Below are 24,773 nucleotides of genomic sequence, written 5' to 3'. Positions count from 1 at the left end.
AATCTGTTTACAATTATCCGTCAAATTCTTCTATAAAACAAAACCTGCAAGCTTTTGGCCTGCAGGTTCTTATTGTTGTTTTGTTGAAATTATAATTCGCTATCGTATCAGTTTGTAACGGGGATGTATGTACTTCACATTTTTAATGTGGTAAGCGATAAAATCGCTATTCTAATTAACCCTCTGTACAAGCAAGGAGCATCTAATTATAGTTCTCTTACCCAGATGTTTCTGTAGCTAATGGCAGGGCTTGGGTCTCCGTGATCTTGTAATTTGATTGAGGAAGGGCCATGCTTTTTATATTCAGGAGCACCGATGTATCTCGTTGCACCTTTTAATACAAATCCGTTCTGTAAAAGTACTCCATTTAAAAATAAAGTAACACTTGCTGGTTTTTGTACTGTTCCATCTTCATTAAAACGTGGCGCATTCCAAATGATATCATAATATTGCCATTCACCAGGTTTTTTGTTGGCATTAGCTAGAGGAACCGCTTGTTTATAAACGCTACCTGTTTGTCCGTTCACATAGGTTTTGTTGTTATAAACATCTAAAATCTGGATTTCATAACCATCATCACCACCACCAGTTGAAGCTAAAAACACTCCGCTATTTCCACGCGCCTGACCTTCGCCGGAAATGTTTTCAGGGATTTTCCATTCCAGATGCAGTTGGTAATCTGTAAACTTTTTATTTGTTTCGATGTTTCCTGTTCCTTTTTTTACGGTAAAAAACCCATCGTCAATTGTCCACGCAGCCGGTTTAGATGGGTCTTTAACAGAGTGCCATGCATCTAAATTTCTACCATTAAAAAGAATGATAGCATCAGATGGTGCATCTTGAGGCAGTTTACCTGGTGTAACAATTTTAGGGACTGGCTCCCAAACCTCCGTTGCTTTAGGGTCATTGGCAGGATCTGGTTTCTTATCTTGCGCCATAGCTCGCCCTGCAAAAAGTGCAGGAATGAATAATAGTGTGTACTTGTTCATGATTGTGGTTTAACTTGTTAAAGTTAACCAGTTTATTAACAAATGGAAATTTAGTATTTAAAATTTTACCCTAAATCGTCAACAACATAGGTTTCACTTATAATTACTTCGTCAGGGGCAACATCTTCTCTGCGTTGTTCTGCTAAATCACGCATTGGGCAATAGCCCGTAATGCCACGGTACAGTAATCCTGCACCAATTGCAGCACCAGTTAATCCAATTACAGGATGCGAAAAAATGCTGGTAATGCCTTTAAAAAGTAAATATGTCCCTGCTGCGCCTGATAACCAACGCTCGGATTTTGAAACATTTTCGAATAACTCTGGATATTTCCATGCTTCTTTAACATTATTTACTGCAGTATTAAAATCTTGATTTGTCATGATGGTAGAATTTATGTACTACTGTATAACAAGTAAGGAGGGAATGAGTTTGAAAAGAATTTTAAATTGTTTTTTCGATAAGATTTATCGTTATTTCGGGCGGAGTGCAACGGAATGGAGAAATCTAAATTGGTAATCAGTCATTCTGAATACAATGAAGAATCTATAAGCTATGAAATACAGGATCTGCACCTATTCAATAAAGATCCTTCATTGCATTCAGGATGACAATCTATCTTATTAAAGCTTAATTCAATATATCCCTGATATCCTCTTTACTCAAAGATTTAAAGAAACTTTCTTCTGTGGTGATCAATGAATTTGCTAAAGATTTTTTACGGTTCTGTAAAGCCAGGATTTTCTCCTCAACGGTATCTTTTGCGATGAATTTATAGATAAAAACCTTTTTGTCCTGGCCAATACGGTGTGTCCTATCGATGGCCTGTTGCTCTACAGCAGGGTTCCACCATGGATCTAGAATAAAAACATAATCGGCCTGTGTGAGGTTTAAACCTACGCCACCGGCTTTTATCGAGATCAGGAAAACCTTTAAGTCGGTATTCTGCTGAAATTCAGAAACGATCTCACCACGGTTACGGGTTGATCCATCCAAATACGCAAAAGGAATATTTTCGGCCTCAAAGTGTTTTTTGAAGATATCCAGGTGTTTTACGAACTGAGAAAAAACCAAAACCTTGTGTCCGCCCTTAAGCACGTTATCTAAAGTGTGGATTACGTTTTCAAATTTGCCTGAATCGGAGATATACTCTCCATCGATCATAACAGGGTGGTTGGCCAACTGACGTAAAGCGGTTAATCCCTGTAAAAGCTGCACCTGCTTTTGTGCAAAAGTTCCATCATCCATACTCTGCAATAGATCGTTGCGATAGGCCGATTTGGTTTTTTCGTAATATGCCGCCTGGTCTTCGCTCATGTCGCAATAAATTACCTGCTCCGTTTTTGGCGGTAACTCTGCAGCCACTTGTTCTTTCGTTCTGCGGAGTACAAAAGGTTTGATGATGGATTGGAGTTTACGCGCTTTTTCTTCGTCCTTTTTCTTTTCTATCGCCTGCACATATTCTTCGTAGAAAAATGCCTGCGTACCTAATAAACCAGGATTTAAAAAAGTTAACTGCGACCACAAATCACTTACTGAATTTTCTACAGGTGTACCGCTCAGAATCAGTTTGTGTTTCGATTTTAAGCTTCTAACGGCTTTAAACGATTTTGATGCCGGGTTTTTAATGTTTTGACTTTCATCAAGAATGATGTAGTTGAAATAGAAATTTTTCAACTCATCTATATCAACTCCTGGTTACACCGTAGGTGGTAATGATAATATCGTAATTGGCAAAATTGGCTACATCTTTATTGCGATTTGTACCTGTATGTGCTAATATTTTAAGCTTTGGTGTAAATTTTCTTGCCTCTGTTAACCAGTTGTAAATTAAAGAGGTTGGCATAATGATCAGCGATGTAGTTTGTGTGCCCAACAGTTGATCGTCTTCTTTAACTTTTTGAAGCATAGCCAAAGTCTGGATGGTTTTACCCAAACCCATATCATCAGCTAAACAGCCGCCAAAATTATACTCGCGTAAAAAGCTGAACCAGTTGTAGCCTGCTTTCTGATAATCGCGTAAAGTTCCTTTAAAGTGAACTGGCATCTGCGTATCGGCTATATCTTCAAAATCCGAAAGACGCTGAAGTTTACGCTCGAGGGTAACATTAGCCAGGCTATCTTCTGCCAGATCGTTGATTAAACCGATATGATGTTTCTTTAATTTGAGCGTTTGTCCGGTTTCTGCCAAACTAAACAGACTACCGTATTGAGTAAACCATTTATCGGGAATAATGGCCACTTCACCATCAGGTAATAAAAATTCGCGCTTTTTATGTAAAATATGTTGTTTTAAGGATAAGAAAGGGATCTGATATTTTCCAAACCAAACCACGGCATGGATATCGAACCAATCGTTTCCTTCTTTAACTTCAAGATCGATTTTGCTGGCACCTAATACAAATTTTTTCTGCCCGGTGGCCTGTTCAATTTCAAAACCTGATGCCTCCAAGATTTCGATATGCTCATTTACCCAATTTATTGCGCCGTAACTTGGGTTTTCATCCGCTGAAGCTACTTCAAGGTTACTGAATAATGAACTCGTTTTTTTAAGTCCTAAGGATAACAATAGATTAAACTGTTTTTTCTCCCATTCAGCTGAACGTTTGATGCGGTGGAAAATATAGTTATCGGCCGTTTTTTCTAAACGCACAGTTACTTTATGTGCGTTTTCGACAGGGAAGGTATATTCACCATATTTAAAGTACAACTGAATTTGCGAAAGACCACCATCTACATATAAAACCTTGATTACCGGTATAGCCTCAAATTGTTCGGTTCTAATCTCGAAACCTTCGGCATACACATGGTGTTTCTCTATTAATGGTGCAACAAATTTTTCGAAATAAGTAGCTTCAGTTGTTTTGGGTATGGCAATAAAGCGTTTATTTAAAAAAGGTTGTAATTTCTTGCCTTCAATATCCTGATCAAAAAAGTATAACACATCGTTCAGCAATAACCAGGCAGGTTTGTTGCTAATGATCTGCGCTTCTTTAAACATGAATTCGATGCGCAGGTTCTGGTACTTGATGGTCGGGAAATAACGGGTTTCAGTTTCATTCCTGCGGAAATGGAAAAGGATGGATGCAGGTTCGCCGGCAAGTTCGATTTTGCGTTCTACCAGCCAGCCATCTTTATCCATTACATAAAGCTCATTTTTGACCTTTAAGATTTCTAAAGCTTCAGCAAGTTTCTTTTCAATTTTCGGACGAACATTCTCATAGAATTTATCGTCGAAGATTTTGGTAAAGAATTCAGTAGGCCTGATTAATTTTTTATAATACTTTTTAATCAGCGAATCCTGCTCAATATCATCCAAAATTTTGATCAGCTTATAATCGATCTCACTTAAACAGGCATTAAACTCTTCTGCCGTGTGGGTAAAAATCCGTTGGTAGGTAAAAGAAAAATCGCCCTGGGGATTAAGCTGAACTACGTGAGGTTCAATTAAATAGCCAAGGTACTCATGTTTGCACAAAGAGTACACTACTTTACAGGCTTTAGAACTATCGACACGTAACATTGATGGATATAAAATTTTTGTAAGCTAAGCCGCTTAAAAAACTTTAAACTTACAATATTTTGAGATTACATCAAAAGAATTGGCCGTTTTTGGGATAAAAAATATAGGGCTTTTTAACCTGCAATGAAAAACCAACTGTGATGCAATAGTTTAATTCACGAATATTAATCGAGTTGCTAAAATATCCGGCTTTTCATGCAAATATTAATACGTAATAATTGCCGGCAACTTATTATCTTAGCTCTTAGATTGGTAGGTTTATTATTATCAGTCGGTTAACGCATCATCGCAGCTTAAATGAAGTTTTTTTACACGCTCTCTGTGTTCACTTGTCTGTTTTTTTCTGGCTATGGACAGGAAATTCCAAGAAGTACCCAATATATTTTTAACAATATCCTGTTGAACCCTGCATTATCGGGTATTGACAACTATACTGATTTAAAAATCGGTCTGCGAAAACAATGGAGCGGTTTGGAAGGCTCACCAAGTACGCAATACCTTTCTTTAAGTACAGCCATAGGTGAAGATTTTGTGCGTAGCAACGTAAATTCATTTGCGGGCAATGGCGAAAACCCGATGAGCAGGAGTTTTGTAAACAACTATACGGCTGCTGAGCCTCACCATGGCATTGGTCTTGTCGCAATGACAGATAAGGCGGGTTTAATCAGGCAGACCAATGCGGACGTAACTTATGCTTATCACCTTGGCCTTACTAATGAAATCAATTTATCGCTGGGTTTATCTGCAGGGTTTAAATCGATCAATGTTGATGTACGTGGAATTGTTGCTGATGAATCGGGCGATCCGTTATTTTCTGCCGATTACAACAATAAAATCAGGCCTGATGTTGGCGCTGGTGTTTGGTTGTATAGTCCCAGGTTTTTTGCAGGTGTTTCGGCGAAACAGCTTATTGGTAATAAAAGCAGTGTTGTAGGCAATAAAATCAAGATTGATGCTTATCAGGCAGCTACTTTTTATGGTACTGCTGGTTACAAAATATTCCTGGATGAAGATATTGCCATGATTCCATCGGCATTGATTACCTATTGGGCTAATGCTCCTGCTGCGTTTGATGCCAACCTGAAATTTGCCTATAAAGATAAATTCTGGGTAGGAACCAGTTTCAGAAACAATGATTCTTTCTCGCTTCTGGCAGGGTTTAATGTAGCCTCGCTGGTAAACCTGAGTTATTCGTATGATGTAAATACTTCAGGGTTACGCTCGGTAAATAACGGGACCCACGAAATTGTATTGGGTATTTTATTAAACAACCGTTATCAGGTAGCCTGCCCAAGCAGGCAGTTTTAACGTAAAAGTGTAATACTGCCGCCTAGTGGTTTGCATTCGGCCCGGAGATCAATAACATAATAATAAACCCCCGCTGGTAATTCCTTATCCCTGAAGCGGCCATCAAATGGCTTGTTGTAATTGCCGATAGATTCGTACACCAGCTGACCGCCGCGGGTATAAACTTTGATGTTGATCCCTTTAAAATCGGGTAATCCGCGAACCTGCCAAACGTCGTTCATGCCATCGCCATTTGGTGTCATGGTGTTGGTAATTTCCAGGTTATCGTGCGTTACTTCTACATGCACTTTGATAAACTCACTGGTACAGGCTCCAAGTTTTCTCCGTACATAATAATCGGCCGTTTTCGCCACTTTAAATTTAAATACACCTATGGTACTTTCTAAAAATGGCTTGGTATCATCAAGTTTTTCGAATAACTGATAGGTGCCTTCTTCCGGAGCGATTACAGGCAGCACAATATCAGAAACATAACAAACACGGAGATCATTAATAACAGGAGTGAGGATTTTAAATGGCTCATCAACAATGGTAAACGGCTCGCTGATGGCGTAACCGCAGGTTGTTTTGTCTTTAACTTCCAATCGATATGTTCCGGCACCAATTTTGGTTAAATCTTGTGTAAACTGAACAGCTTCGCCAGTCTCGTTTAACCATCTAAAAGTATAACCCGGTACACCGCCAATTACCTCAACGCCGGTAACCGAACCTCTTTGCAGGGTACAGCCATCTTTTACCGTTGTTCCGGTTTTAGGTACAATGGTAAGCAGCGGAGTTACCTCTATGGTGTAAGGCCCCATAATAACCGGGCTACAGTTATTAATATCGTAGGCGTACATGGTATAAGTGCCACCAGGTAAATTTTTAAGGGAAATGGAAGTGGTTGTTTTTGTGCTTAAAACAATGTTGCCTGCCTGGTCTTTCCATTCATACCGATAAGGAAGGGCTGAGCTAAAATCCAGATCAATGGTTCCATTAATTAATCCACAGGTTGTTGGCGATTCGCGGTGCGAAAAGTTATAAACCGGAAGTGGTGTTGCGGTTACTACAAAATCTCGTGGAACCCGTGGGCAGGTTGACTTGCTGTTGCTTGCCCAAAGCCTGTAAGAACCAGCTTTTAGGTTTTCAATTAATAAAGAAGTTCCTGCGGAGTAAGTACCTTTTTTAATGGTAATCCCATCAGGTCCGATCCATTCGTAACCATCAGCATCAGTCAGTGAGATTCCACCTATGGCGCCATTGCTGCTGTTACAGGTTTCATTTTTTCTGATCGAAGCATCGCTGATCTGGATGGTATTATCAGTAATGATAAAATAAGAAGCAGAAGTAGATCCACATTCACCCTGATCGGTTACTACAATGGTATAATTACCACCTTCAACATTTTCGAGGTCGGCGGTAGTCGCAATTACATCACCTAAAGCGCCGGTAAGAAGATCTGGTTTATACCATTTATAAGTAATTGTTCCAGTGAAGTCGGTAAATTTTAAATCCTTTATTGCACCATTTTGGCTGCCACAAGTTGCGTGTTTAGGTGATGTAGTACTGGTGATGATAATTTTTGGTTTTCTTTTAACCGTAATCGGATCTGAATCCAGCGAGCAGTTTGCTTCATCCGATACTTTAACGAGGTAAGTGCCTTCTGGCAAACTAGCGGGGTTGCTTCTGCTTACCACAGCATTTGTTGCGGTATTTATCCATTCATATTTTAACACACCTTTTCCCCTTAAAACTTCTGCATTAAATGTAAAAGAGGTTTGTCCGCATATTGGAAATACTGGCTGAATATTGGGCTTGGTTAATTTTTGATCTTTAATGATAAACACCGAAGGAAACGCTTTACAGCCATCGTCAACAGTTACTTCATAAGTTCCAACCTCTAAATTAGTGATACTTTGTGTATTTCCTTTAGGTACCCGGCTGCCATCAGTTTCTATCTTTACCCAGGTAAAAGTAAAACCTTCACGTGGCTCCGGGATAGTGATTGATCCATTAGCATTACAGGTTACGGGTTCAACTATGGCTTCATTTGCCAAAAGCTCGGCAGTTGAAAATGGAGAAGTAGTGGCATTTAATAAACTGGCGGTTGCGGTAACCATTCCGGTAAGGGTTCCGTTATATTCCCAACGACCGTCACTACCAGCCTGTACTGTGGCAATATGGGTTTTACCCTCGCAGATACCCTGACAGTTTACAGTATAAAACAGTTCTACTTCAGAATTGGGAGTAGCCCTGCCAGAAACGTAGTCATTCCTTTTCTTAAGGATCTGAATATAAGGCTGAAGAATAGTTAAGGTTTTTCCGATTCCAAACGTCCTGTTACAAAAGAAACTATTCCTTGTAATTTTTACAGGTTTTGAAGATACAGTTTCAACCCCAAAGCTGTTATTGGCAATTATGTTTGCTTCGGCAGGTGTTGCGCCACCGATGGTTCCACCTGCACCCGTTTCTATTTTAATACCGATGCCATTGCCCATTACTACAGTTCCTGCGGCATCTGTTCCGATAGCATTGCCTGTTAAAATAAAGTCTGAATTGGTTACCGAAACGCCTGTAGTTCTGTTCCCTCCGATAATATTGTTGCGCACATAAAGTGCCGTATTTACTGCATTAACTTTTAACCCTGCAATTTCTAAAGCGGAAGAAGAAAGAAATATCGGTAATTCATGGAAGTCTTTTTTACCAGTATAATCTACCCCGATTTTATTATTGATCACGTTGATATCAAACCTTGCGTTAGTGGAGTACGAAGATCGGGTGATATCTAAATTAATCCGGTTTGCAGCAATTACGTTGCCTTCGCCGGTATTATCACCCCCAACATCTAAAGCACTATCGTATAAATTGGCAGAGATACCATAAACATTCGTGTTTGGGGTTATTCCATCATATATCACCCCAATTAAGTTCGATTGGATCTTAATTTTTGTGGCGGTGATTGTGGTAAAATAATAGCTGTTCTGAACAATAATACCATTAATGTTACCTCCAATAACATTTCCTTTATTTGGAGCACCGATAGTAATATTATTTGCACGATAATCGATTACAATTCCCGAGCCCTGAGCCATATTTACATTTTGTAAATTATTGATGGCAGCAAAATTCCTGATATACAAACCATAAACTTCAACCCCTGTTGTTTGGGTTTGAGTGGTTGACGACTGGCCGATGATCAATCCTGAAAATGTAGAATTAGGGTATTCTGGTTCCAATATTACTTTTGCTCCGGAGACACCTAGAGCGGGCCATGCTGCCTGTGAGGTGCCATCAATTACTACATTTGAAGAAACCACAGGCAATGCCGAACGTAATCTAATGGTGCGGTTCGCATTATCGCTTGGATTGCCGGGTAAATTAAAATTGATGGTAAAAGTAGTGATTCTATTAGCTATAGCCGCTTGTGTTAATCCCTCCCTTAATGTTCCAGTGCCGCTATCGGCATTACTGGTAACCACGTAAGTTTGAGCGTAAACATTATTAATGAAAAATAAGCCCATAAATAGGGCCAGCAGTTTTGAGAGACGCATAAAAATGTTTGGTACAGCCAAAATACAAATAAAAGTTTAGTGGCTAGGGTTTTAGTTCACAAACCTACATTATTTTTCTGAAAATGAGTTGCCTTGGTTTTTTACCATCGAGCTCACCGAGGCAGACACAGAAAACATGGCATTGGGAATCTATCGTATTAATCTGGTTTTATAGATCTTTTGTTGTGTTAACATCGAAAGACTCCAATAGAATAGTCGTCATCTCGACTTTTCGCTGGAGGCTGTATTATAAATTGGAATTTAATCGAATTTGTCACGTTGAGCTTAGCCTGTACTAAGCTTGACGAAGTATCTAAATGCCTTGTAAAACATTTAAAACAGGTCATTTGATAAGCTACCCTTTAATTACTTTATTATTTCCGCCCAGCTAGGCCATAGTACAATATCTCCGTTCTACTTAAATCCGGCCTAACAAATTTTTAGGGTTGCACTGCTTAAGCCAACCAACTAGCTTCGAAAGAAAAATTTTAAGCCGGCAGTTTTTGTTTCTTCTTAATGCCAAAAAGAAAGAGCCCTTCGGAGTCGGCGAGCCGAGGCAAGACCGAGCCCTGGGACAAGAGAAGACAATTATACGTCACTCATATTGATTTTAAACAATTAATTAACCCTCAGGATGGCAATTCTATTATTTATGAGGTAGCCTCTTAATAATTATGCGTTTTTAACGATTTGCAAGAGCGCATCTCATTTTAAAGATCTTTCGCTATGCTCAGGATGACAGACTAAAAATCCTCCGTGTTATCCCTGCCTCCTTGGCAAAAAGCAACGCAATGACTTGTAGAGACACAGGCCGTGGAATGGAATGAAAAAAGGCATCCTGAATTCAGAATGCCTTACCTTAATGTATGTTAATATGATTTATTTCCAGCCACCGCCTAATGCACGGTATAGATTTACTACGGACTGTAATTTTTGTAATCGATCATTAATCCCACTTAATTGAGCTGTTAACAAACTTTGTTCTGAAGTTAACACGTCAGTGTAGTTTGTTGCAGAGCTATAGCGCAATAATTCTTTGGTAAAATCTACTGCTTTGGTTAATGAGGCGATTTGTTTTGCCCTTGTTTCCTCTTTTTCTGCAGCCGTTTGGTAAGCATATAATGCATTTGATACTTCCTGTCCGCCAGTTAACAGTGTTTGTTGAAAGTTGTAAAAAGCAATCTGTTGATTGGCTTCAGCTGTTTTTAGGCGGGCTTTGTTTGCTCCCCTTGCAAAAATTGGCTGCGTTAAACCTCCCACTAAATTGTAGAAGATAGATTTGCTGAAGAAATCCTGTAATTGTAAGCTTGATAATCCACCCGCTGCGGTGATGGTTAAAGCTGGATAAAAATAAGCTTTTGCTACGTTTGTGTTTTCAAAAGCCGATCTGAAACCAAATTCAGCGGCAATCACATCCGGACGGTTTTTTAACAATTGTGCAGAAACACCGGTCTGTAAATTCGCATAAGGGGTCTGCTGATCTAAAGTCGTACGGTTAATTGCATTTGGCGCTTTGGCAACCAAAACACTCAGTGCATTTTCAGCTTCTTTAATGCTTCTTTTTAAATCAGGTAAGGTTACCTGGGCTGCATATAAATTGGCTTCACTCTGTACAACTGCTGCGCCATTAACCACCGCTCCCTGCTTCAACTCACGCATAGTTTCCACATCTTTTGAGCGTACCTTAATGGTTTCCTCTGTAATGGACAATTGTTTGTCGAGCGCTAATAAAGTATAATAATTGTTGGCAATTGTGGCAATTAATTGCGTTTGGACAGCTCTTTTCGCTGCATCACTTTGTAATAAAGTTGCATAAGCGCCACGTTTTGCACTCGTTAATTTCCCCCATATATCGGCTTCCCAACTGGTGCTAAGTTGCGCTTTATAGGTTTGGGTTTCTAAATTAATGTTAATCCCGGGAGGAAAGTTTAAGGAGGCCTGCGATTGTTTATTATCCGTTACATTTACATCCGCCTGTAAGCTTGGCAATAATGCTCCACGACTCTGTATGAGTGTTGCTTCGGCAATTTTAATACGCTCAATGGCCTGTTTCAGGTCCAAATTTTCATTTATCCCTTGTTGGATCAGCGATTGTAACGTGGTATCCGAAAATAATGTTTTCCACTGCAGATCAGCCATCGTAGTGGTATCTGTTGTGCTATTATCCCGGTATAAACCCTCACTAGTTACCTGAGGGCGTTCGTATTTTTTAGTTACGCAGGCACTCAGGGTAACAATGGCTAAACCGGTTAAAATGGAATGCTTATATTTAAAATTCATTTTCTTAATATTAATGTTTGCTGTTCGCAGTAGCCAATTCATATTCCTCTGGCGTTTGTTCATGGTCAATACCTTCGTTAAAAGGCGATTTATTACTGATGCGCTCCTGTAAGGACTGGAATATGATAAACAGAGCCGGAATTACGAAAACTCCGAAAATTGTTCCGATCAACATACCGCCAACAGCACCTGTACCAATTGAGGTATTACCCGCGGCACCCACACCTGATGATAGCATCAGTGGCAATAATCCTAAGATAAAGGCAAATGAAGTCATCAAAATAGGACGTAAACGTGCTGTTGCACCATCAATTGCGGCGTTGGCTATGCTCATTCCTTTTCTTCTTCTATCTACCGCATATTCAACAATCAAAATGGCGTTTTTGGCGAGTAGTCCCACAAGCATGATCAGGGTAATCTGCGTGTAAATGTTATTATCTACCCCGAAAATTTTATCAAAAACGAATACACCTGCTAAACCAACCGGTAAAGAGAATAAAACAGCTAATGGTAAAATATAACTTTCGTATTGTGCGGCGAGCAAGAAATAAACAAAAATTACGCAAAGTAAGAAAATGAAGACCGTTTGACTTCCGCCGGCCATCTCCTCACGTGATAAACCAGAAAATTCATAGCCATATCCTGCCGGAAGATTTTTAGCAGCCTCTTCCTGAACAGCCTTTAAAGCATCACCTGAGCTATAACCTGCATTTGGGTTACCGGTTACCGAAATTGAAGTAAACAAGTTGAAACGTGAAATGGCCTGTGGTCCATACACTTTGGTCAAAGTAATAAACTCTGATACCGGAGCCATTTGCCCTGCAGAATTTCTAACAAAAATACGGGTTAAAGTTTGTTCGTTTGCACGGTACTGCGCATCTGCCTGGAACATTACCCTAAACTGTTTACCAAATTTGTTAAAGTTTGAAGCATAAACACCGCCATAATAACCCTGCATTACACCTAAAACATCACTAACATTCAGGCCGGCCTGTTTAACCTTTGCCACATTTACATCAATCTGGTACTGAGGGAAATTTGGGTTAAAAGAGGTAGAAGCATATTGGATCTCAGGACGTTTACTCAAAGCTGCTAAAAATCCATTTCCAACTTCGTTGAATTTTTTAATATCTCCACCAGTTTTATCCTGCAACTGGAACTCAAAACCGCCACTGGTACCAAAACCCTGGATAGTTGGCGGAGCAAAGAAAATAATCTTGGCACCTTTAATACCTGCTGTTTTTGCAAACAGTTCGCCAATTATGGTTTTTACATCCCGGCCTTTACGTTCATCCCATGGGGTTAATCGCGAAATTACCATACCATACGAACTGCCCGAACCACTAATCATACTACGGCCCACCACCCTTAAAGTGTTTTTAATTTCAGGTATTTTGTGTGCAATACTATCAATCTTTGCAATTACAATATTGGTTTCCTCTTGCGAAGTTCCTGCTGGTAATGAGATATCGCTCATGATGGTTCCCAAATCCTCATTTGGTACGAAACCTTTCGGCGTGGTATTCATTGTCCAAACCAATACTATTGCAAAGAAGGCAATAGCCAATCCAACAATCCATTTTTTCTGGACAGGAAGCCTACTGATTTTTTATATTTTCCAGTTACGGCATCGAACGAAGTATTAAAAGCATCGTAAAAACGGTTTAAAAAGTTTTTAGACTTTTTGTGTTCTTCTTTGTGCGGTTTTAAGAATAAAGCACATAATGCCGGACTTAATGTTAAGGCGTTAATGGCCGATAAGATAATGGAAATGGCCAGTGTTAAACCAAATTGTTTGTAAAATACACCAGAAGATCCGGAGATAAAACTCACCGGGATAAATACGGCAGCCATTACCAGAGTGATCGAAATAATCGCTCCACTAATGTCGTCCATCGCGTCTATCGTTGCTTTTCTGGCATCGGTATAACCTTCATCCAGCTTGGCGTGTACGGCCTCTACTACTACAATCGCATCATCCACCACAATACCAATGGCAAGCACGAGGGCAAATAAGGTTAGTAAGTTGATGGTAAATCCAAATAAACTCAGGAAAAAGAATGTTCCGATAATCGCTACCGGTACACTAATCGCCGGAATTAAGGTTGATCGGAAATCCTGTAAGAAGATAAACACTACAAGGAACACCAAAATAAATGCTTCGATCAAGGTGTGAAGCACTTTTTCTATCGATGCATCCAAAAAGTCGTTTACGTTAACCAAAGTTGAGTAATGCACCCCTTTTGGAAAAGATTTTTGAGCTTCATCAAGGGTTTTGATGGAATTTTCGATTACCTCTTTTGCATTTGAACCTGCTGTTTGGTTAATGGCGATACCCAAAGCCTGTTTTCCGTTAAATTTAACCGAACTGGCATAACTCTGTGCACCTAATTCTATCCTTGCAATATCTTTTAAACGGAGAATCTGACCGTTATCGGTAGTGCGGATAATAATGTTGCCAAACTGGGCCTCATCTTTTAACCTACCCGTATATTTTAAGGTATATTGAAATGCCTGATCGCCAAGCTCTCCGAACTGACCCGGAGCGGCCTCCACATTCTGATCGGCCAGGGCAACGTTAATATCGTTAGGAACCAGTCCGTAGGTTGCCATCACATCAGGTTTTAGCCAGATCCGCATGGTATAATCCAACGTTCCGAATGCACTCGCATCACCAACACCATTGATACGTTTAATCTGAGGGATGATGTTAATGTTTGCATAGTTCTGTAAAAATTTCTGATCATAAGAAGGGTCGTCGCTATATAAACCAAAGATCAATACGTTACTCGCCTGTCTTTTAGCTGTAATTACCCCCGATTTGGTAACCTCTGCAGGTAATAAACTGGTCGCACGTGCAACCCTGTTCTGTACGTTTACGGCTGCAAGATCGGGGTTGGTTCCCAGCTTAAAGTTTACGGTAATGGTCGCGGTACCATCATTACTGGCGGTAGAAGTCATGTAGGTCATGTCTTCCACACCGTTTATTTGCTCTTCCAGCGGAACAACAACGCTATTCATCACCACGTCGGCATTGGCACCCTGGTATGAAGTAGAAACCTGCACCGTTGGCGGGGCAATTTCCGGATATTGTGAAACCGGCAACGTAGCTAAACCTAAAACACCGAGTATAACGATGATGATGGATATAACCGTTGATAAAACCGGTCTTTCTATAAATTTCTTAAACATAATTAATATTGATTACACTGCAATAGTGTGATTGGCAACATGATATTGTTATTTCTTGATATCAGCATAAACTGAATCAGCATTTTTTTCTTCAGGTTTAATTTTCGTTCCGTCTTTTAATGATTGAAAACCTTCCAAAACAACTTTATCTCCAGCTTTAAGCCCTTTCGTTACGACATAAAACTTACCTTTGGCCAAATCCATAATCTCGATTTCGGTACTAATGGTTTTAGCAGAATCGCCCAGAACATAAACGAATTTTTTTCCCTGTAAATCGATGGTAGATTTTTGGGGAATTAAAATTGCATTGTCAATATGCTGAGGAATCCTTACAGAAGCACTTGCTCCATTTTTTAATAAAGAAGTTGGGTTGGGGAAGGTTGCTCTTAAACTTGCAGAACCTGTGCTGGTGTTAATCTGTCCGTTGATGGATTCGATTTTACCATTTTGTGCATAAATTGTTCCATCGGCCAGTACCAAACTTACCGCCGGGATGTTTTTCATCTGCTGCGCCAAAGTATTTCCTTTATAGGTTTTAGAAAAATCTAAAAGCTGTTTCTCATTTAAAGAGAAGTAAGCATAAACCTTTGAAGTGTTAGAAACTGTTGTTAATGGCTGTGTACTGGTACTGCTTACCAGACTTCCATTTCTGAAAGGAATACTGCCAACCACACCATCAACAGGGCTTTTAACTGAAGTATAACCTAAGTTAACCTGTGCATTTACCAATTCGGCTTTTGCCTGTGCCAATGCTGCTTTTCTGCTTTGGAGTGTTAATTGAGCAGCATCAAGGTCGTACTTGCTGATAATGTCTTTTTCTACCAAAGGCCTGGTTTTATTTACTGTTAACTGGGCTGCATTAACATCGGCTTCGGCACTACTGATCGCCGCTCTTGCTGTACGTACTTGTTGTTCGTATTGTGGCGCATTAATGGTGAAAAGTAACTGACCCTTTTTAACCACGGCACCCTCATCTACAAAAATCTTTTCGATAAAGCCGTCAACCTTTGGGCGGATGTCGATATTTTGGATCCCTTCAATCGTTGCCGGATAATCAGAATCTAAAGTGGTGTTTTGTGTATTTACGGTAAAAACCGGGTAAGCTTGTGGACCAGCTGCTGCTGCAGCTGCGGCTTTTTAGCAGCATCGTTGTTTCCGCAGGATGCCAGGAGCATACCCATGCTCATGCTAAAAAAGAGAGTTGTTACTTTTCTCATGGACTATTTCTGTGTGTGTATAAATTTGAATTTCCGGAATTAAGAGCGTCGTCAAAATTTAGGATTTCGATTTTCGCAAATAATTGTCCAAAAATAGAGCCTAACAAAAAATAAATCTGTCCAAATTCTGTCATTTAATCAATCGATTGATTTATTTTTGATTTTAAAATGCAGTTTTTTTGGGTTAAAACGTTGTTTTTTAGCTTTTTGAGCGTTGTTTTTAGTCAGAAATGAATGTGTAAATATCTTGAGACAGATGTTAAATGGTGTTAAAATTACTTATTGTGAGGCAGTTTTTAGACAATTAACCGTGTTTGTTTTAACAAACAAAACGCGTTGGTGGTGTATGTTTTACACGAGATATTTGGATCACGACTCAACCTCGCGGGTCTCAAAAACATGCGAGGTTTATAAACAAAACTAGTCTACTTCTCCTTCAAAAACCAATTTGGCCGGGCCACACAAAAATACATTGGTAAATGCTTTCCCGTCGTAGTCGAATTCTATTTTAATATCACCGCCCAAAACCTTAATATCAGTTTTAATATGGCCGGTTTGGTTTTTATGTTTTGCCATAGCCATGGCAACTGCCGTTACCCCTGTGCCACAAGCATAAGTTTCATCTTCAACACCGCGTTCGTAAGTGCGCACAAATAAATGATCACTTTTATCTTCAACAAAGTTTACATTTATACCTTTTTCTGCATAAGTTGCATTATAACGAATACTTTTTCCTTCGGTAAAAACATTAAAATCTTTTAAATCACTTTGCAGAGAAACGTAATGTGGCGAACCAGTATTCAATACATAGGCTTCTCCATCTTTGGTAATGGCATCAACATCAATCATTTGTAAATCAACCCATTCTCCATTTTCTGAAATTCTGGCATAGTGCGGACCATCTACTGCCAAAAAGTTGGTTTCGCGATCAATAATGCCGAGTTGTTTGGCAAAAGCCACGATACACCTGCCACCATTTCCGCACATACTACCTAACTTGCCATCGGCATTAAAATAATGCATCTCAAAATCGTAATCCTCATGCTTTGTAATGAACATTAATCCGTCGGCACCAATGCCAAATCTTCTGTGGCACAATTGCTCAACTAGTTGATTGTCAATATTTTTTAACGGACTTGTGGTGTGATCTATCAAAATGAAATCGTTGCCTGCGCCCTGATATTTATAAAAATTAATTTTCATTAAAGCTTCATTTTTTAATGCAATATTTGAGTTGAAAAAGGTAATAAGTGGATTGTGTTTTTTAATTTAACATTTTTTAACACAAAACTAAGTGCTTTGAGGATACAAATATCGTTTATATGGTATTAAATTTGAATAAACTTACTAAAGAAAATTTGAGCAGATAAAAACTGCTGGAGCATCCTGCTTAAATCAAAATGAAAAAATGCTCCCGCAAACAATAACATTTAACAAATGAAGTATGATAGGCTAAACAATTAGCTAGCAAACGGCTTATTATAAATCATGGCTTTAAAAACATAATTAACAGATGAAACCATTAAAAGCTAACCAATTTTAAAAGTAAGTATGCTTATAATAGCTTCATGACCATTAAAAAACAATTTACAAACAGATGAAAAAAATATTAGGAATTACCGTGTTAGCTGCTTTTATAGGTGGGGCAGCAGCAATTGGAGGTTACAAACTATTTGAGCGTAACCAAACTGGCAGTACCATTACTGAAAAACAGAATTTGTATTTCGCCAATAATCCACTGAAAGTATCATCAGCGGGTACTGCAGATTTTACTCAGGCGGCAGCAGCAGTGGCGCCGGGTGTAGTCCATATTAAAACAACCTATGCTGCGCAGAGTGGCGGAGGCAGAAACTCCTCTCCATTTGATATGATGGAAGATTTCTTCGGTGGCGGTGGCCGCCAGATGCAACGTCAGCCAAGGGCAGCATCAGGTTCTGGTGTAATTATCAGTCAGGATGGTTATATCGTTACCAACAACCACGTAGTAGAAAATGCGGAGAAAGTTGAAGTGGTGTTAACAGATAGACGTAAGGTTGAGGCAAAAGTAATCGGTCGTGATCCGAATACAGATTTAGCTTTAATTAAAGTAAATGCAACTAATTTACCTGTGGTAAAAATGGGTAACTCTGATAATGTGCAGGTAGGAGAGTGGGTATTAGCTGTCGGTTTCCCTTTAGATTTAAATACTACAGTAACTGCGGGTATTGTAAGCGCTAAAAACCGTAGCATCGGTATTATCGGTCGCGAGCAACAAGGCAATGAGATTACTGAAGAAGAATACCGCGAATACCAACGCACTGGTAAAAGACCAGATCGTCCGGCAAATACCAGTATCGAATCATTTATTCAAACAGATGCCGCCATTAACCCTGGTAACAGCGGTGGTGCCCTTGTAAATGCAAATGGTGAATTGGTAGGCATTAACTCAGCAATTGCATCACAAAGCGGTTATAACCAAGGCTATGGATTTGCAATTCCAGTTAACCTGGCCCGTAAAATTGTTGACGATTTTATGAAATATGGTTCGGTTAAACGTGGTTATATCGGTGTTAACTTCGTGCCACTAAGTGGTGAAGAAAAACCAGAAGGTATTAAAACAAACGAAATCAGTGGTTTATATGTGAATGATGTAGTTGCTGGTGGCGGTGCTGCTGCAGCGGGTATCAAATCAGGCGACGTCATCAAAAAAGTTGATGGTGTGGTAATCAATGATTCACCTGATCTTCAGGAAAGAGTTGGCCGTTTAAACCCTGGTGATAAAGTTAAATTAACAGTATTGCGTGATGGTGCCTTGAAAGACTATACTGTTACCCTTAAAGGCGAAGCCAGTGTAGGTTTAACTGCAAATAATAATGCAGGTAAAGGTGCCGAAGTAAGTAAATTAGGTGCAACTTTCGCTCCTGCTACTCAAGCGCAAAAATCGAAATATGGCATTAACAGTGGTGTAGTTGTAACATCAGTTACAACTGGAAAAGCTTTCGATAATATTGGGGTAGAAAAAGGTTTAATTATCACCAAAGTAAATGGACAACCGGTAAATTCTGTGGCTGATGTTCAAAAAGCATTGCCATTAGGCAGAAACAATATGGTTAGTATTTCTGGTGTTGGTGAGCAAGGTTCATATAACTACAGCTTCCCTGCACAATAATTAATTGTAATAAATAGTTTAAAAGGCTTCCCGGGTTTTTAACTTGGGAAGCCTTTTTGTTTAGTCTTGTTTTATAGGTTCGTAGTTAGCATGGCAGGCTTCTGCACATTCTTCGCAAGCCACCGCACATTGTCTGCAGTGTTCATGATCATGTTTGCCACATTCCTCCGCACAAAGCCTGCATATTTCCTCGCAAAGCAACAAATACTGGTGGGCAATAACCGAATCCCTCTGTAGTAACCTGGCCGCCTGGGTACAGATATCCGCACAGTCCCTGTCGAGTTTAATACAATCGATCATCATGTTGATATCTTCCTCTTTTAAACAAGATGATGCACAATGTTCGCATGCTAAAGCGCAATCCAATAAAGCCTGGATCAAACCATGGTTGTTTCTCGTTTCCATATCGGTAATTATTTTGGTTATAAATGTTTTGTATAGTAATAACCTGATGTAAATTAAACTGTTTTAAAAAATGAATTGAGGTGATCCATGGGCTGTGTCCCACAGACCATTGCACCATATATTTTTTGCTGAGGATAAACAGATTATTTTGTCATCATGAATGCAGTGAAGGATCTTGGAGTGAGATTCGATCAACGAATTATCATTCCGATAATCCAACTAAATAGATCTCTCCATTTCGTTGCGCTACAGTCGAGATGACTACCATTTTATTGGAGCCTGTTCTTGTTAGCATAGTCGAAGGCCTTTTTTAAATTTACTTATCTACAGGTCTATTTGTTAAAATACCTTAAATCTTTGCCAGCTACCTCCCTTTCTTATACGCAAACCAATATTCATCCGTTTTTCATAATCAAGATTTAGTTTCGCTATTTACAGATTGATAATCAACCTTTACCGATACTCTATAAATTATTTTTTTATTGTTCCATATTTGAATCAGCAACAAAAACCGAATATTATGGCTTTAGCTAACATTAACCTCAGCATAAAACAATATTTCAATTTCATGTGCAGAACGGATTTTGAAAGACGGATATTTCACGATACTTACAAAGAATTTCAAAAAAGCTCCAAAATATATAGCCTAGATCAACACCTGCATACCTTTTCTCAGATGCAACAAGCGAATGAAAAGGCAAACACGTTAAATCAAAAACTTCAGTATTCAGTAATGAACAGTATTGCGGCGTTAGAACATAAGATACCTGTTTTAAATGACCTGGAAGATCATCCAGTCCTTTTTGATTGCGCCGAATTACATATTTATGATTCTGATCTGTTAAATAAAGCAGCGCACATAGTCTCGATCACCTATACAAGTCCGGATTTAATTTTACACGAAATCGTTGGTGATTTGCTAATCCTGAGCTATAGTGCTAAGAACCATGAAACGTTAGTTGTAAAAATTACAGAAAACCTGACGGTAAATGATGAGCGGTGCGAAAGTTTAGTTTATAGTTAAATTTAAGCTTAGCTTGCTCCGGGTTGACTTTTGGTTATAAATTTTCGATGTTATTCATCAATATGAATAGTTGGGAGAAAGTAGTCCTTTTTTATTTATGTTTTTTCACGCAGAAAAGTGATGCGGCAAAGCCTGTTTTGAACATATTTTGTGAACAAAACAGGGTGATAAATTAAAAGTTAATGGATTAAATTGGGCCGATAATAGGGCTTAAAAGGCAAATAGTCAATGTATTTAGTCTATATTATACAGTAAAAAAAATAAAAAATTGATTTATAGGTATTTAACCCTATCTTTGGTTCAAATTAAAATACAATATAATGCAACAAGGAACAGTAAAATTTTTTAATGAAACTAAAGGTTTCGGATTTATCACTCCATCTAATGGCGATGCCGAAATTTTTGTTCATGCTTCAGGCTTGATCGATAACATTCGCGAGAATGATACCGTAAACTACGATGTAGAAGAAGGTAGAAAAGGCCTAAACGCGGTAAATGTTAAAGTAGCTTAAGAAAACTCGAACACATAAATCGTAAAAAGTCCCGATGCAAATCGGGACTTTTTTTATGCCATTATTTTTTGAACGTCAAGTCTTCTTGTTATCTAATTTTTTTACCATTAAGAAATTAAGGTAGTTAAGAGGATATTTGTTATTTTAGTGTTAGAATAAGTTCTTAATATCAATTTATTTTATTCATCCCCTAATCATACATGCTTAAATTTTAACGTGGAAAGCATGTATCAACTAAATTAAATAGGGAATGACTAAAAAAGAGGTTACGCAGTTATCCTATGAGATAACAGGATTCGCAATTAAAGTTCATAAAATCTTAGGTCCAGGTTTATTGGAAAGTATATACGAACGCTGCTTAAAATATGAGTTGGAAAAAAACAGATATACTGTTGCTCAACAATTTGTGCTTTCGGTAGTATATGATGAATTGGAAATGGATTTAGATTTACGGCCGGATCTATTTGTTAATAATTGTGTTGTAATAGAAATAAAAGCGATATCGAATATTCTACCTGTTCATCATGCACAACTCCAAACCTATATGAAACTTCTTAATGCTCCGCAGGGATTATTGATTAATTTTTTTACAGAAAATATTACTAAAGCACTGTACCTATAGTAAATGAATTATTTCAGTATTTTACCAGATAGATAACTTTAACAATCTTGGTACACAAACTTAATGCTCTTATTCCTTAATGGTTAAAAACGTTAGGTCATGCCGCACATTTAACCAATACTAAGAATCGAAACCTTAAATAATCACATATTCTTTCGATTAATTCCGAATATGCTTTAGAATGTTTCTAAATAAATGATTTATCGCTGTTTTGTCATAATCGTTTATAAATTAAACTCATAATTAGATACTTTTGCAAGAAATTTAGATATAAATCCTAATCAAATGAGTGGTTTCGGAAATGCATTTTCTTCATCAATAGGGAAGAAATTCATCATGGGTATTACAGGTTTGTTCCTGATACTTTTTTTAATTGTACACTGCGGTATTAATGCTTTAATTTTTATTAGCGACGGTGGTTTGACATTTAACGTAGGCGCACATTTTATGGCCACCAACTGGATTATCCGGGCTGGCGAGATTGTGTTATTTATTGGCTTGCTTGCACACATTTTTCAGGCTTTACGTTTAACATTGCAAAATCAGAAAGCACGTCCGGTTAAGTATGCGGTAAACGATGGTCAGGCAAACAGTAAATGGTACAGCCGTTCTATGGGCCTGCTAGGTACGCTTTTGCTGATTTTTTTGGTGGTCCACCTGAAAGATTTTTGGGTAGTTTCCCGTTTTACAGGCATCCCAACGGTTGATGCCAACGGACATGAAGATCTTTATGCGGTAATGAAAGAAAAATTTCAGGATCCGGTAAGGGTTGCCGTGTATATTTTGGCTATGTTTTCTTTATGCTACCACTTATTGCATGGTTTTGCTTCGGCATTCCAAACATTAGGATGGAACCACTCAAAATATAATGGTATAATTAAAGGAGTTGGCGTTTGGTATTCGATTATTATTTCGATCCTTTTCGCTGCCATGCCGATTGCAGTTTATTTCGGTCTTATTCAATAATTTTTAGCACAAAAGATATGTCAGATATTAATTCAAATATTCCAGAAGGCGAATTAACCAGCAAATGGACAAAATATAAGTCTTCTGTGCCTTTGGTAAACCCATCGAACAAAAGAACTATTGAGGTAATTATTGTAGGTTCGGGTTTAGCAGGTGCTTCGGCAGCCGCTACTTTGGCCGAGATGGGTTACAAAGTAAAGTGTTTCTGTTTCCAGGATTCACCACGTAGAGCACACTCAATCGCCGCTCAAGGTGGTATTAATGCAGCAAAAAACTATCAGAATGATGGTGATAGTGTTTATCGCCTATTTTACGATACGATTAAAGGTGGCGATTACCGTGCCCGCGAAGCCAATGTGCATCGTTTGGCTGAAGTAAGTGCCAACATTATAGATCAGTGTGTAGCACAAGGTGTGCCTTTGGCACGTGAGTATGGTGGCTTGTTAGATAACCGTTCATTCGGTGGTACACAGGTTCAGCGTACGTTCTATGCTGCAGGTCAAACTGGTCAGCAGTTATTATTAGGTGCATATTCTGCTTTAGAACGCCAGATTGGTATGGGTAAAGTAGAAATGTATACCCGCCATGAAATGCTTGAGGTGGTTAAAATTGATGGCAAAGCACGCGGTATTATTGCCCGTAATTTAATTACCGGAGAAATCGAACGTCACTTTGGTCATGCGGTAGTATTAGGAACAGGTGGTTACGGAAACGTATTCTATCTTTCTACCAATGCCATGGGAAGTAATGTTACAGCTGCCTGGAAAGCGCACAAACAAGGTGCTTACTTTGCAAATCCTTGTTACACGCAGATCCACCCGACCTGTATCCCGGTTTCTGGCGATCACCAATCTAAATTAACCCTGATGTCTGAATCATTACGTAACGATGGACGTATCTGGGTACCTAAAAAGAAAGATGATAACCGTAAAGCTTCAGAAATTCCTGAAGATGAAAGAGATTATTATTTAGAGCGTCGTTATCCTGCTTTTGGTAACCTGGTTCCACGTGATGTGGCTTCCCGTGCGGCTAAAGAGCGTTGCGATGCCGGTTATGGAGTAGGTGCTTCTAAATTGGCCGTATATTTAGATTTTAAAGCAAATACAGAACGCTACGGAAAAATCGAAGCTGCTAAAGCAGGTAACCACAATCCAGACAAAGAAACTTGCATGCGCTTAGGCACTGCGGTAATTAAGGAAAAATATGGTAACCTGTTCGATATGTATGCACAGATTACCGGTGAAAATCCTTACGAAACCCCAATGCGTATTTATCCTGCAGTTCACTATACTATGGGCGGTTTATGGGTTGATTATAACTTAATGACATCTGTACCTGGTTTATATTGTACAGGTGAGGCTAACTTCTCAGATCATGGTGCTAACTGTTTAGGTGCATCTGCTTTGATGCAGGGTTTGGCTGATGGTTATTTCGTTCTTCCATACACCATTGGAGCTTATTTATCAAAAGAGATTTCTGTAAAGGCAATTCCTACTGATCACCCTGCTTTTGTGGAGGCTGAAGAGAGAGCAGTTGGTATTTTAAATACGCTGATCAATATTAAAGGAACCAAGTCGGTAGATCATTTCCACAAACGTTTAGGCCACATCATGTGGGAGAAATGTGGTATGGCCCGTAACGAAAAAGGTTTAAATGAAGCAATTCAGGAAATCAGAGCATTACGAGCTGAATTCTGGAGCGATGTTCGTGTACCTGGAACAGCTGATGAGTTAAATACAGAACTCGAAAAAGCAGGCCGTGTGGCTGATTTTATCGAACTGGGCGAGTTGATGTGCATTGATGCTTTAAACCGTAACGAAAGTTGTGGTGGTCACTTCCGTGAAGAGTATCAGACAGAAGAAGGTGAAGCCTTACGTGATGATGAGAACTATGCTTACGTAGCTGCCTGGGAATTTAAAGAAGGTGTAAACTTCGAACTTCACAAAGAAGAATTGAAGTTTGAAAATATTAAAGTAGCACAAAGAAGTTATAAATAGATAAGAGATGTGAGATGTGAGACATGAGATGGAAATCTTGGTTCTCATATCTAATGTCTC

The 24,773-nt window shown here is 38.9% G+C and carries 14 protein-coding genes and 2 pseudogenes; 7 read left to right on the top strand and 9 right to left on the bottom strand.

Going from position 1 to position 24,773, the window contains the following annotated elements; genetic code table 11:
• Positions 1 to 206 precede the first annotated feature (206 nt).
• The 3 genes and pseudogenes from ACQ86H_RS27105 to ACQ86H_RS27095 form a co-directional block, all read right to left on the bottom strand.
• A complete protein-coding gene (locus tag ACQ86H_RS27105; RefSeq protein ID WP_138819569.1) occupies positions 207 to 989 on the bottom strand; it encodes a 3-keto-disaccharide hydrolase in 783 nt (260 codons plus the stop codon).
• Between the two features lie 65 nt (positions 990 to 1,054).
• On the bottom strand, positions 1,055 to 1,372 hold the full coding sequence (locus ACQ86H_RS27100; RefSeq protein ID WP_121284384.1) for a YgaP family membrane protein: 318 nt from the start codon (positions 1,370 to 1,372) through the stop codon (positions 1,055 to 1,057).
• 247 nt (positions 1,373 to 1,619) lie between these two features.
• Positions 1,620 to 4,512, bottom strand: a pseudogene (locus ACQ86H_RS27095) (DEAD/DEAH box helicase).
• Between the two features lie 297 nt (positions 4,513 to 4,809).
• Here ACQ86H_RS27095 and ACQ86H_RS27090 point away from each other — a divergent pair.
• On the top strand, positions 4,810 to 5,820 hold the full coding sequence (locus tag ACQ86H_RS27090) for a PorP/SprF family type IX secretion system membrane protein (protein WP_431293097.1): 1,011 nt from the start codon (positions 4,810 to 4,812) through the stop codon (positions 5,818 to 5,820).
• On the opposite strand, the gene ACQ86H_RS27085 is transcribed toward ACQ86H_RS27090, so the two are convergent.
• From ACQ86H_RS27085 to dapF, 5 genes and pseudogenes are all read right to left on the bottom strand, one after another.
• Positions 5,817 to 9,320, bottom strand: a complete 3,504-nt coding sequence (locus ACQ86H_RS27085) for a gliding motility-associated C-terminal domain-containing protein (protein WP_431293096.1) — start codon at positions 9,318 to 9,320, stop codon at positions 5,817 to 5,819. The two genes, ACQ86H_RS27090 and ACQ86H_RS27085, sit on opposite strands and share 4 nt — an antisense overlap.
• A 909-nt stretch (positions 9,321 to 10,229) precedes the next feature.
• A complete protein-coding gene (locus tag ACQ86H_RS27080) occupies positions 10,230 to 11,630 on the bottom strand; it encodes an efflux transporter outer membrane subunit (RefSeq protein ID WP_138819573.1) in 1,401 nt (466 codons plus the stop codon).
• A 10-nt stretch (positions 11,631 to 11,640) separates the two neighbouring features.
• Positions 11,641 to 14,822: pseudogene (locus ACQ86H_RS27075) on the bottom strand (efflux RND transporter permease subunit).
• 48 nt (positions 14,823 to 14,870) lie between these two features.
• Positions 14,871 to 15,863, bottom strand: coding sequence for an efflux RND transporter periplasmic adaptor subunit (locus ACQ86H_RS27070; protein WP_431295484.1), 993 nt, complete (start codon positions 15,861 to 15,863; stop codon positions 14,871 to 14,873).
• Between the two features lie 596 nt (positions 15,864 to 16,459).
• Entirely contained in the window at positions 16,460 to 17,242 is a 783-nt protein-coding gene (gene dapF / locus ACQ86H_RS27065; RefSeq protein ID WP_138819576.1) for a diaminopimelate epimerase, read from the bottom strand.
• A gap of 394 nt (positions 17,243 to 17,636) precedes the next feature.
• On the opposite strand from dapF, the gene ACQ86H_RS27060 reads away from it, so the two are divergent.
• Positions 17,637 to 19,187 (top strand): trypsin-like peptidase domain-containing protein, encoded by a 1,551-nt coding sequence (locus tag ACQ86H_RS27060; protein WP_431293095.1) that lies wholly within the window; start codon positions 17,637 to 17,639, stop codon positions 19,185 to 19,187.
• Between the two features lie 60 nt (positions 19,188 to 19,247).
• Here the strand turns inward: ACQ86H_RS27060 and ACQ86H_RS27055 are convergent, their stop codons facing one another.
• Positions 19,248 to 19,592 carry a four-helix bundle copper-binding protein gene (locus ACQ86H_RS27055; RefSeq protein WP_138819578.1) on the bottom strand — a complete coding sequence of 115 codons (345 nt, stop codon included), beginning with the start codon at positions 19,590 to 19,592 and terminating at the stop codon, positions 19,248 to 19,250.
• A gap of 520 nt (positions 19,593 to 20,112) precedes the next feature.
• Between ACQ86H_RS27055 and ACQ86H_RS27050 the strand changes: the two genes are divergently transcribed.
• The 5 genes from ACQ86H_RS27050 (at position 20,113) to ACQ86H_RS27030 (ending at position 24,713) form a co-directional block, all read left to right on the top strand.
• Positions 20,113 to 20,616, top strand: a complete 504-nt coding sequence (locus ACQ86H_RS27050) for a hypothetical protein (protein WP_431293094.1) — start codon at positions 20,113 to 20,115, stop codon at positions 20,614 to 20,616.
• Between the two features lie 320 nt (positions 20,617 to 20,936).
• Positions 20,937 to 21,128: a cold-shock protein gene (locus ACQ86H_RS27045; RefSeq protein WP_010599638.1), complete on the top strand. Its 192-nt coding sequence runs from the start codon at positions 20,937 to 20,939 to the stop codon at positions 21,126 to 21,128.
• Positions 21,129 to 21,378: 250 nt separating this feature from the next.
• Entirely contained in the window at positions 21,379 to 21,750 is a 372-nt protein-coding gene (locus ACQ86H_RS27040; protein ID WP_431293093.1) for a GxxExxY protein, read from the top strand.
• A 285-nt stretch (positions 21,751 to 22,035) separates the two neighbouring features.
• Positions 22,036 to 22,716 (top strand): succinate dehydrogenase cytochrome b subunit, encoded by a 681-nt coding sequence (locus ACQ86H_RS27035; protein ID WP_138819580.1) that lies wholly within the window; start codon positions 22,036 to 22,038, stop codon positions 22,714 to 22,716.
• 17 nt (positions 22,717 to 22,733) lie between these two features.
• Positions 22,734 to 24,713 (top strand): fumarate reductase/succinate dehydrogenase flavoprotein subunit, encoded by a 1,980-nt coding sequence (locus tag ACQ86H_RS27030; protein ID WP_431293092.1) that lies wholly within the window; start codon positions 22,734 to 22,736, stop codon positions 24,711 to 24,713.
• Positions 24,714 to 24,773: the final 60 nt, after the last annotated feature.

Origin of the sequence: Pedobacter sp. P26, assembly GCF_050632135.1 — a bacterium.
Classification (GTDB): domain Bacteria; phylum Bacteroidota; class Bacteroidia; order Sphingobacteriales; family Sphingobacteriaceae; genus Pedobacter.
The sequence above is the reverse complement of the archived record's forward strand: the minus strand, read 5'-3'. Positions and strand labels throughout refer to the sequence as shown.